Here is a 9816-nt window from a genome sequence, read left to right as displayed (position 1 = left end):
TTTTATGGCTTGATACATTTCCCGCGTGGCGCAACGCATCGCTCAGGCAATCAGCACCAATCCGGCAGGTCCGTACCGCAGGGTCGCGCCCAACAGGCGTTCGATCTGGACCAGCGCCACGTCGAGGTCGCCGATGGGAAATCGCCCGCTCAGGCGGCGTCCGGCCAGCCTGTCGTTGACCAGGACCACCCGGCCTGGTCGATAGCGGTTGATCTCGTCGATGGCGTCGGGCAACGGCAGGTTGTCGATCACCACGACGCCATTGCGCCAGGAGGCGGCCGCCGAGGGGTTCGCGACGGCGACGATGGGCAGCATGTCTTGCCCGTTGTAGCGCACTTGCTGCCGGGGTCCCAGCGTGAGCCGCCGCCCACCGTGAAGCACCTCGGCCTGGCCGTCCAGGCAGGTCACCCAGACGCTGCCGCCCAGCCGCCGCACGTCCAGGCTGGCCAGGCCGGCCCGGATGCTGCCATCGCCCGCCAGGATCTCCAGCGACCGGTCCCCATCCTTGCACTCGAAGGCGGCCTCGCCTTCCAGCAGCTCGATGCGCTGCTGCCCGGCCTCGAGCCAGGCCGACAGGCTGGTGCGCGTGTTCATGACGACATGCACGTCGCCGGCCAGCGCGAGCCGGCGCTGCTCGCCGACCGCCGTGCGATAGTCCGCGCCCCATTCGCGCAGCGACGGCCAGAGCGCCATCGGCGGGAACATCGCCAGCGCGGTGGCCGCGGCGCCGCCCGCCGCCAGCCCCGCGCCCAGAATCAGCCTGCGCCGCGAACGGCGCGGCTGCTCGGCGGGCCGGCGCTCGCGCCAGGCGCGTCCCAGGTCGCCCAGGTCGCGCCAGGTCCGGCGCGCGCTGTTCCAGGCCGCCCGGTGCTCGGCGCTGGCGTCGCGCCACTGTTCGAACTGCTTCACGTCCCGGCCGGTGGCCTGCCCGGACGTCAGGTGGCGCAGCCAGTCGCGCGCCTGCTTGTCGAGGATGGGATCTTGCATCACACCCCTCCCCTGTCCAGCCGTTGCGCGCAATAGTCGTGCGCGCGGCGCAATTCGGCCTCGATGGCGCGTTGCGAAATGCCGTATTGCTTGGACAGTTCTTTCCGCGTCACGCCATCGATGCGTATGGCAAGGAATATCTGCCGCCGCCGCTCCGGCAGCTCGTCCAGGACGCGCAGCAATTGCTGCAGTTCGAACTGGGCTTCGAGGCTGTGGCGCGGTCCGAGTTCGGCATCGTCCAGCTGCAGCAGATCGTCGATTTCCGACGCACTGACCAGCCGGGTGTCCTTGCGCCAGCGGTCGACCGCCGAGTTGACGGCCATGCGCAGCACGAAGGCCTGCGGGTTGTCGACGGGCGGCATGTCATCGCGACCGTTCAGTCTCACCCAGGTGTCATGCAGCGCATCGCCGGCACGCTCTTCGCTACCCAACTGGTAGGCCAGGCGGCGCTTCAGCGCGTCGTAGCGGTCGGTCAGGAAATGCCGCAGTTCCGCCAGCGTATAGGTGCTCATCGTCTTCGCCTGGTTAGTTCAGCCGGGCCGCGCAATCGCCCGTGGTGGCGCGGTCCCCAGGCTCGATCAACACCGTCAGGGGCTGGCGCACGCCGGATGGCGGCGGCTCGCCCACGCTGAACCCTCGCAGCCGGACCACGATCTTCTCGTCGAGAACGACATCGCCGGTCGTTCCTGCCATTTCGAACCGCTGCATCACGCCGGCGCCATCCAGCCAGAACCGCATGCCCACGCGATAGGCGCCGGGCGCGGTGGCGGGGTCTGCGCACAGTGCCTGCTCTATCCCTGCTTGCAGCAGGCCGTAGTAGCGCGCCTTGCCGGCCGGAACCCGGGCGGCCGCGCGCGGCGCCGCGGCATCGAGCGAGAGCACGAAGGCGTGCGCGCTGACATAGTCGGCACGCACACCGGTACCTTCGATCAGTCGGTGCAAGGCGGCGTCCGGGGTATACCGGCCGACCACGGGCGAAGAAAAGCGCCCGGCCAGGATGCGGGTCTCGTAAAGCAACGCCTGTCCGGTGCGAATGCCGTACTGCTCCAGGGCCGCCTGAAGCGGTTGACGGGGTATGTCGAAGTCCTGCGCGGCTGGGACCTGCATCTGCGCGCAAGCATCGGGAGCCAGGACGACGCAAAGCATGGCGCACGACATGACGGCCGCCATCATCCCAAGCACGACGCGCGGCGGGTGTCGGTACCATGAGGAAATCATTGGGTCGAAAGACGGGTGCCGGTCAGAAGGCGCCGCGCATCGCGCACCACCCCCGAGCGTGCAAAGGCAGCCAGTCTAGAAAGCCAATCTGACCGAATCGTGACATGCCACCGAAAAACGGTGCGCCCTGCCCGCCACGAAACGGCCCCCGCATGCCCGGAATGACGAGCATGCCACTGGCTCGGCGGAGGCGGCCGAGGACCAGGACGCCGCGCGGGGGCATTCTGCCCGGTCGCAATAAACCCGCCGGTTCTTGTATTTTGCCGCCTCGTTACCGGCAGAAGCACACCCGACTATTTGAAACAAATTTCGATGATCCGCCCGCTCTGGTTCCATTAGTATGCCCGGATTCACTACCGTTTTATGACAACACGATTCAAAGGAGCACCGCTCTATCACGCGGGGTGAGATGCCTTCGATTTCAGACGTATCAGACATATTGAATGCAGATCGAGTGATCCGGGTTTCAGTCGGGGCCGAGCCCTCCGGATTCCTGTTTGACGCCATGCAGGGCACGGACGCGCTGTCCGCCTTGTCGGAATACCGGGTGCGCCTGCTGCATCGCTCGATGCAGGTCGACGTGGGAAGCCTGCTGGGCCAGCCGCTGACCCTGACCATAGAAGCGGCAGCCTCGCCCAGGTATATCCACGGCGTGATCGCCAGGTTCGCACTGGTCGGTCTGGCCGCCGATACGGATCGCTATTTCGCCTACGAGGCCGTGGTGGTGCCCTGGCTATGGCTGGCCACGCACAAAAGAGAATTCCGCATCTATCAGAACCAGACCGTACCCGACACCATCAAGCAGGTGCTCTCGCCTTACGGTCATACATTCGAATTCGAGCTGGCGGAGAATTACGAGCCGCGCGTCTATTGCGTGCAGTACGACGAGACGGATTTCCAGTTCGTCAGCCGGCTGCTGGAAGCGGAAGGCATCCACTACTATTTCCGGCACGTCGAAGACAAGCACACGCTGGTGATGAGCGACGAAGTGCAGAGCCACAAGACCGTGGCCGGATACGAGCAGGTCGCGTATTTCCCCGAGGACAAGCTGACGCTGCCGCGCCAGGACTACATGACCCAGATGGCGGTGTACCAGGACCTGCGGCCGGGCCGGTACACGACCAACGACTACAACTTCGTCACGCCCAACGCCGACCTGAAGGCGCGGCAGCAGATCCCGTTGAAGCACGAGCACAGCCAGGCCGAAGTGTACGACTGGCCGGGCAACTACGGCGACACCACGCTAGGCGAGCGCTACGCGCGCCAGCGCATGCAGGAACAGCACCACGTGCGCGACACGCGCACCTTGCGCAGTACGGCCCGGGGCGTGGCCACCGGTTCGCTGTTCAACCTGATGGGCTGCCCGCGCACGGAAGAGAATCGCGAATACCTGGTGCTGGCCACGCGCTACGACCTGAAGGAAAACAACTACAGCTCCGTGGGCGACGACCCCTCGCAGGGCCACCGCTGCCTGTTCATGCTGACGGTGCAGGATACGAAGCTGCCCTTCCGGCCATCCAGGGTCACCGAGAAGCCGCGCACCAAGGGCCCGCAGACCGCGGTGGTGGTGGGCCCGGCGGGCAAGGAAATCTGGACCGACGAGTACGGCCGGGTCAAGGTGCATTTTCACTGGGACCGCTACGACAGCCGGGATGAGAACAGCTCGTGCTGGATCCGGGTATCGAGCAGCTGGGCCAGCGGCAATTTCGGCGCGATCCAGGTGCCGCGCATCGGCGATGAAGTGATCGTGGACTTTCTGAATGGCGATCCGGACTACCCCATCATCACGGGCCGGGTTTACAACGCGGCCAAGATGCCGCCATGGAAGCTGCCCGACAACGAGACCCAGATGGGCATCTATACGCGCTCCAGCCCGGGCGGCAACTATCACACGGCCAATGCGCTGCGCTTCGAGGACAAGATCGGAGAGGAAGAGATCTACGTCCTGGCGCAGAAGGACCGCAACGAGAAGACCAAGAACAACCATACCGAGCGCATCGACAACAACTGGGTGCAGTCCGTGGGCCGCCACAAGGCCATCGAGGTCGATGGCAATCACAGCGAGTCGGTGCACGGCAACATGACGCTGCACGTCGGACCCAGCGGGGTGGGACGCGTGCTGACCAGCTCGTTCCGCAAGCTGGTGGAAGGCATCGCCGATGTCGCCAAGTCGCTGCCCATCCCCGGCATCAACCAGTTGGGACGCGGCGTGTATTCGCTGTTCGCCGACCAGGCCATCAACGAAGCCACGGCCGGCGTGAAGACGCAGTTCGTGGGCCTGACCAAGACCGTGACGGTGGGAGGCACCATCGTCGAGAGCGCGGGGCATTCGATACAGTTCACGTCGGGTTCACATTTCTCGGCCGATGCCGCCAATACTGTCTCGCTGACGTCGAATGGCGAGTTCCATGTCCAGGTCGGCAAATCGGAACTGCGCTTGACCGCAGACGGCTTCATCAGACTCAGTGGAGACACGCTCTTTCTGGATTTCGAGAACGGCATCGAAATGCAGGCGAAGAACGAGATTGCGCTCTCGTCCAAAAAGATCAATCTGAATTGATCTCCGTCATTTCAACACTCAGCCAATCGCATAAAGACATTGATCGTCATGATTCACAACAAGCGGCAGTTTTTTATTTCGGGTGGGGCATTGCTGCTCTTGATCGCCTGCGTGTGGATTGCATCGCATTTTTTTGGTGAGCAGAGTAAGCCGCCGCTGGCGTCGGCACAGGGCGAGCTGTCCTGCGGCAGCGACCAGTATTCCGAGTACACCAAGAACATGGTGTTGGCCGGAGAGCTGACCATTGGAAGACAGCCGCCATTTGGCACACGCCAGCAGCAGCAGGCCCTGGTGAATGCATTCGAGGCCCTTGACCCGCAAAAGGACAAGACCATCATTTCCGCCGGCCACTTGGAAACGGGGAAGTTTTATACGACGGTGTGTAAGAACGAGAAATGCACCATGAAAGAAATGGCGGACCCCGAGCAGGTCTGCCTGAGCGAAAACTGGAGCGGTTGCCGGTATGTCGCAATGCAATTCAGGGAAAAAAAGTACTGCTTCATGACACCCGCGGATCAGTGATATGAGCAGCCAGGAGTTTCCCTTTGGCAACGACCTGTCCAAGCCCGATGACTGGCTCGGTCTTTCGAGCACGAAATCCGAGAGATGGCAGATATCCTACGAAGGCAGTCTGACATTTGCATGCGGCTACCATAGCTTCATCTTTCTTGGCTTGGACAGCTTGGCCATCAGTCTGGTGACCATCTACAACTGTGGTCCGAGCCTCAGCGTGCCGATCGGCAAAGTGTTCAAGAGCACGGGAGGGACGTCCCGCGGCGCGCTCGATCTCGAAAGCGCGAATGAAAAGGTCGGAAACTCCAAGAAAATAAACGACGCCATCAACACGGACCGGGAGCAGCGCAACGTCACTACGGGGATGGCGCTTTACGAGCGTATGAAGCGGGGCATCCCTCAAGTAATTTTTGCTGCCAAGCCTTTTTCGTTCGATGATCTAGCGGGGATGCCGGGAGGCATCGTTGGCGCTGAAATCGAAATCGGCGCCGCCGCGGGTTTGTATCGCATCGACGGTTATGACGGCTTGAAGGGCGGAATGACTAGCGACTATTTCTTTTCCGCAACGGTTGCCAATGCCGGGACTGGCCTTGTATCAGCGGGCGTGGGAGTTTCCGCGGGAGTATGGAGCGTCGAAGGTTCACACAATCTTTATTGGGAGCTTTCAACCGGCTCACGGGCACGTTGCTCGGTGGAGAACACTTCCCCTAGCTATGATCAGCCGTACCGGCAGATTCCAAACCTGAATCCGTATCTGCAGTCCTTGCCGCCGGCAGGGTGCTCTTTGAACGAAACCCACTTCAATCCAATGAAGACACTCCAACGAGGCTATCCATGATGGCTTGGCAAGATCGGCGTGTACGGGCGGCCCCTATCTGCTATGCCATCCACGGAAGACAGGTACCGCTTTCCGCGACTGCGGAGCCGATGACATGAGCGACACAGACTTTCCGTTCGGCAACGACCTGATGAGGCCCGAGGATTGGGTGGGCACCATGGGCGCCAAATCCAGGCGCTGGCTCATTTCGTACGAGGGTAGCCTAGCCGTCGTGTGCGGCTATCACAGCTTCATTTTTCTCGGCCTCGACAGTATGGCCATCAGCGTGGTGAACATCCTGAATTGCGGCGTCACCGTCAGCGCCCCCATTGGCAAGATATTCAAGGCAGTGGGCGGCTCCGCCAGGGATGCCCTGGCCTTCGAAAAGGTGAACGACCTTGCCGGAGACGCCAAGCAGATCGACGATGCTGTCACCATGGAAAGAGAGCAAGCCGGGGCAAACAGCGGCATGGCGCTCTACGAGCGCATGAAGAAGGCTATTCCTCAGTTGGTATACGCAACCAAACCCTTTTCTTTCGATGATCTGGCCGGCATGCCCGGCGGCATTGCTGGCGCCGAGATCGAAGCCGTCGGCGCTGCCGGGATCTATCGGATCGAGGGCTACAACGGCGTGAAGGGCGGATTCACGAGCGATTTCATCTTCCAGGCCACGATTGCCAATACCGGAACGGGATTGGTGGCAGGCGGCCTGGGAGTATCGGCAGGCGTCTGGAGCGTCGAAGGCCCCAAGAACCTGTATTGGGAATTGGCTGCCCGCTCCCGTGCGCGCTGCGTCGTTGAGAACAGCGCACCGAGCTACGACCAGCCCTATCGGCAGATTCCCAATCTGCACCCCTATCTGCAGGGCCTGCCGCCCGCGGGCTGCAAGATCGAAGACACCCATTTCAATCCTGCACGCCTGATGCAGCAACCGATCCCGTAACCCGATGAATACTCAGCAAGCAGTGGATCCCAGCAAGCCGGCCCTGGCCGGCGCCATCCTGTCCCAGGGTGGCCAAAGCATGCCGGACCTCTGGCGCATTCAGCACTCGAATGCCAATCTGTTTGCCCGCTTCGCCAGGACGTCGCCCCCGCAGCGGGCAGCGGGCGTTTCCGCGCTGATCGGCGAAGGAGAAATATCGATCCGCCGCGAACTGCAATCCATCCCCGCCGCGTCCTGGGCCAGCCTGTGCGCGGCAGCCGGCTGGACGCACGTCGGGGCGGCGTCGCTGTCCTGGTGCGACGGCGCCAGCGACGAACAGGTATGGCAAGCCTGGACCGAGGCCACGCCCTCGGTGCCCAAGGAGGATGCCTTCTTCATTGCCGCCCGATCGATGAACCCGGTGTTCCTGTTCGAAGACCAGACCCTGTCATCTGTCGTGCCTCACCTGCTGGCGGACAGGATGAAGGTGTACGTGACATTGGCGGCGCGCCCGGAGCAGGTGACGGTCGACTGCACGCCAGCGGCGCTGCACGCCCTGCCCAAGGACTTCCAGCAATTCCTGTCCCATCCCGAAATCAAGCTCATCCAGACGGACGGCCGGCGCTGAGCGCCAGGCCCGCTTACCGTCCCACCCGCTCGGAGACATCGACCCCATGCCAGCCGCCGCCCGCCTCGACGATCAAGCCTCCGATCACGATGGCGCACCGCCGACGCCGTGCATCGGCGCCTCGCCCGACGTCAGCATTGACGGCAAGCCCGCGGTGCGCGAGGGCGATCCCTTCGCCTCGCATGCCCGGCCGAACGAGCCCGACCACGCGCGGGCGCTGGCCACGGGCTCCCGCTCGGTGTTCATCAACGGCAAGGCCGCCGGCAGGATGGGCGACCCCATCTCGTGCGGCGGCCAGATCGCCGAAGGCTCCGGGACGGTCTTCATCGGCGGCTGAGCGCTCGATATCGGCCCGGCTGCGGCGCGACGGCGCAGGTCGTCGGGCATGCAGGGAAGCAGGCCCCAAAACGACTGCGGCGGACTTCGATGAAGTCCGCCGCGGTGTCATGGCGCGCCGGGCGCGCCATGGAATCGGTATTGCTTGCGTCGCTTATTGCAGCGCGATTTCCACGTCCACGCCAGCCGGCAGGTCCAGGCGCATCAGGGCGTCGACCGTCTTGTCGGTCGGATCGACGATGTCCATCAAGCGCTGGTGCGTGCGGATCTCGAACTGGTCGCGCGACGTCTTGTTGACGTGCGGCGAACGCAGCACGTCATAGCGACGGATGCGGGTGGGCAGCGGCACCGGGCCACGGACCACGGCGCCGGTGCGCTTGGCGGTGTCGACGATCTCGGCGGCGGATTGATCGATCAGCTTGTAATCGAAAGCCTTCAAGCGGATACGGATCTTCTGGTTTTTCATGGCGATTCCTAAAGAACGAATGTTGCGGCGATTCGGGGCGGCAAGATTACCACCCCGGAAGAATTGCTGCCGCCCGTTCCATCGGAACGGGCGGCCTCAAGGGGTATTACTTGAGGATCTTGGCGACGACGCCGGCGCCGACGGTACGGCCGCCTTCACGGATGGCGAAGCGCAGGCCTTCTTCCATGGCGATGGGGGCCAGCAGCTTGACGGTCATCGTCACGTTGTCGCCCGGCAGCACCATTTCCTTGTCGGCCGGCAGGTCGATCGTGCCCGTCACGTCCGTCGTGCGGAAGTAGAACTGGGGACGATAGCCGTTGAAGAACGGGGTGTGACGGCCGCCTTCTTCCTTGGACAGGATGTACACCTCGGACGTGAAGTCCGTGTGCGGGGTGATCGAGCCCGGCTTGGACAGCACCTGGCCGCGTTCGACGTCTTCGCGCTTGGTGCCGCGCAGCAGGATGCCGACGTTGTCGCCTGCCTGGCCCTGGTCCAGCAGCTTGCGGAACATTTCCACGCCCGTGCAGGTCGTCTTGACCGTCGGCTTGATACCGACGATTTCGATTTCCTCGCCGACCTTGACCACGCCGCGCTCGATACGGCCGGTCACCACCGTGCCGCGACCCGAGATCGAGAACACGTCTTCGACGGGCATCAGGAACGCGCCGTCAACCGCGCGCTCGGGCGTCGGGATGTACGTGTCCAGCGCCTGGGCCAGCGCCATGATGGCCTGCTCGCCCAGCTCGCCCTTGTCGCCTTCGAGCGCCAGCTTGGCCGAACCCTTGACGATCGGGGTGTCGTCGCCCGGGAAGTCGTACTTCGACAGCAGTTCGCGAACTTCCATTTCCACCAGTTCGAGCAGCTCGGCGTCGTCCACCATGTCGGCCTTGTTCAGGAAGACGATGATGTACGGCACGCCCACCTGGCGGCTCAGCAGGATGTGCTCACGCGTCTGCGGCATCGGGCCGTCAGCGGCCGACACCACCAGGATCGCGCCGTCCATCTGCGCGGCGCCCGTGATCATGTTCTTCACGTAGTCCGCGTGGCCCGGGCAGTCAACGTGCGCGTAGTGGCGCGTTTCCGTTTCGTACTCGACGTGGGCCGTGTTGATCGTGATGCCGCGCGCCTTTTCCTCGGGAGCAGCGTCGATCTGGTCGTAGCCCTTGGCTTCGCCGCCGAACTTCGTCGACAGAACCGTCGTGATCGCTGCCGTCAGGGTCGTCTTGCCGTGGTCAACGTGGCCAATGGTACCCACGTTCACGTGGGGCTTGGTACGTTCGAATTTGCCTTTTGCCATGATCTATATCCTTCTGGATTGCAAGGAGATTTGGAATATTTGGGGTGCCGCGTCCTTCGGATGAAGGACGCG

The 9816-nt window shown here is 63.3% G+C and carries 11 protein-coding genes; 6 read left to right on the top strand and 5 right to left on the bottom strand.

Annotated elements, in window-relative coordinates:
- Positions 1-42: 42 nt before the first annotated feature.
- The 3 genes from A6745_RS05930 to A6745_RS05920 are packed head-to-tail and all read right to left on the bottom strand — an operon-like array spanning position 43 to position 2160.
- Positions 43-987, bottom strand: coding sequence for a FecR family protein (locus tag A6745_RS05930; RefSeq protein ID WP_066124695.1), 945 nt, complete (start codon positions 985-987; stop codon positions 43-45).
- Positions 987-1499 carry an RNA polymerase sigma factor gene (locus A6745_RS05925; protein WP_066124693.1) on the bottom strand — a complete coding sequence of 171 codons (513 nt, stop codon included), beginning with the start codon at positions 1497-1499 and terminating at the stop codon, positions 987-989. The genes A6745_RS05930 and A6745_RS05925 overlap by 1 nt, the downstream gene beginning before the upstream one ends.
- Before the next feature lie 13 nt (positions 1500-1512).
- Entirely contained in the window at positions 1513-2160 is a 648-nt protein-coding gene (locus tag A6745_RS05920) for an STN domain-containing protein (RefSeq protein WP_066124691.1), read from the bottom strand.
- 454 nt (positions 2161-2614) lie between these two features.
- On the opposite strand from A6745_RS05920, the gene A6745_RS05915 reads away from it, so the two are divergent.
- The 6 genes from A6745_RS05915 to A6745_RS05890 all read left to right on the top strand — a co-directional run bounded on the left by A6745_RS05915 (position 2615) and on the right by A6745_RS05890 (position 7982).
- On the top strand, positions 2615-4765 hold the full coding sequence (locus A6745_RS05915; RefSeq protein WP_082852910.1) for a type VI secretion system Vgr family protein: 2151 nt from the start codon (positions 2615-2617) through the stop codon (positions 4763-4765).
- Positions 4766-4813: 48 nt separating this feature from the next.
- A complete protein-coding gene (locus tag A6745_RS05910; RefSeq protein ID WP_156513291.1) occupies positions 4814-5287 on the top strand; it encodes a hypothetical protein in 474 nt (157 codons plus the stop codon).
- A 1-nt stretch (position 5288) separates the two neighbouring features.
- Positions 5289-6116 carry a hypothetical protein gene (locus tag A6745_RS05905; protein ID WP_066124685.1) on the top strand — a complete coding sequence of 276 codons (828 nt, stop codon included), beginning with the start codon at positions 5289-5291 and terminating at the stop codon, positions 6114-6116.
- Between the two features lie 94 nt (positions 6117-6210).
- Positions 6211-7038, top strand: a complete 828-nt coding sequence (locus A6745_RS05900) for a hypothetical protein (protein ID WP_066124684.1) — start codon at positions 6211-6213, stop codon at positions 7036-7038.
- Positions 7039-7042: 4 nt separating this feature from the next.
- A complete protein-coding gene (locus tag A6745_RS05895; RefSeq protein ID WP_156513290.1) occupies positions 7043-7645 on the top strand; it encodes a hypothetical protein in 603 nt (200 codons plus the stop codon).
- Between the two features lie 46 nt (positions 7646-7691).
- Positions 7692-7982, top strand: coding sequence for a PAAR domain-containing protein (locus A6745_RS05890; protein WP_066124682.1), 291 nt, complete (start codon positions 7692-7694; stop codon positions 7980-7982).
- A 153-nt stretch (positions 7983-8135) separates the two neighbouring features.
- On the opposite strand, the gene rpsJ is transcribed toward A6745_RS05890, so the two are convergent.
- On the bottom strand, positions 8136-8447 hold the full coding sequence (gene rpsJ / locus A6745_RS05885; RefSeq protein WP_003806903.1) for a 30S ribosomal protein S10: 312 nt from the start codon (positions 8445-8447) through the stop codon (positions 8136-8138).
- Between the two features lie 106 nt (positions 8448-8553).
- The gene (gene tuf, locus A6745_RS05880; protein WP_066124657.1) at positions 8554-9744 is read right to left on the bottom strand and encodes an elongation factor Tu; all 1191 of its coding nucleotides are present in this window, start codon (positions 9742-9744) and stop codon (positions 8554-8556) included.
- Between the last annotated feature and the right edge of the window lie 72 nt (positions 9745-9816).

The organism is Bordetella ansorpii (assembly GCF_900078705.1).
Lineage (GTDB): Bacteria > Pseudomonadota > Gammaproteobacteria > Burkholderiales > Burkholderiaceae_B > Bordetella > Bordetella ansorpii_A.
Note: the sequence above shows the minus strand (reverse complement) of the source record. Positions and strands in the feature narration are given on the sequence as shown.

Bases quoted from the DNA above. Each gene is read 5' to 3' on its own strand.
- A6745_RS05890 (WP_066124682.1), top strand. From the start codon at position 7,692: ATGCCAGCCGCCGCCCGCCTCGACGATCAAGCCTCCGATCACGATGGC.
- rpsJ (WP_003806903.1), bottom strand. From the start codon at position 8,447: ATGAAAAACCAGAAGATCCGTATCCGCTTGAAGGCTTTCGATTACAAG.
- A6745_RS05895 (WP_156513290.1), top strand. From the start codon at position 7,043: ATGAATACTCAGCAAGCAGTGGATCCCAGCAAGCCGGCCCTGGCCGGC.
- A6745_RS05905 (WP_066124685.1), top strand. From the start codon at position 5,289: ATGAGCAGCCAGGAGTTTCCCTTTGGCAACGACCTGTCCAAGCCCGAT.
- A6745_RS05915 (WP_082852910.1), top strand. From the start codon at position 2,615: ATGCCTTCGATTTCAGACGTATCAGACATATTGAATGCAGATCGAGTG.
- A6745_RS05925 (WP_066124693.1), bottom strand. From the start codon at position 1,499: ATGAGCACCTATACGCTGGCGGAACTGCGGCATTTCCTGACCGACCGC.
- A6745_RS05910 (WP_156513291.1), top strand. From the start codon at position 4,814: ATGATTCACAACAAGCGGCAGTTTTTTATTTCGGGTGGGGCATTGCTG.
- A6745_RS05900 (WP_066124684.1), top strand. From the start codon at position 6,211: ATGAGCGACACAGACTTTCCGTTCGGCAACGACCTGATGAGGCCCGAG.
- tuf (WP_066124657.1), bottom strand. From the start codon at position 9,744: ATGGCAAAAGGCAAATTCGAACGTACCAAGCCCCACGTGAACGTGGGT.
- A6745_RS05920 (WP_066124691.1), bottom strand. From the start codon at position 2,160: ATGATGGCGGCCGTCATGTCGTGCGCCATGCTTTGCGTCGTCCTGGCT.
- A6745_RS05930 (WP_066124695.1), bottom strand. From the start codon at position 987: ATGCAAGATCCCATCCTCGACAAGCAGGCGCGCGACTGGCTGCGCCAC.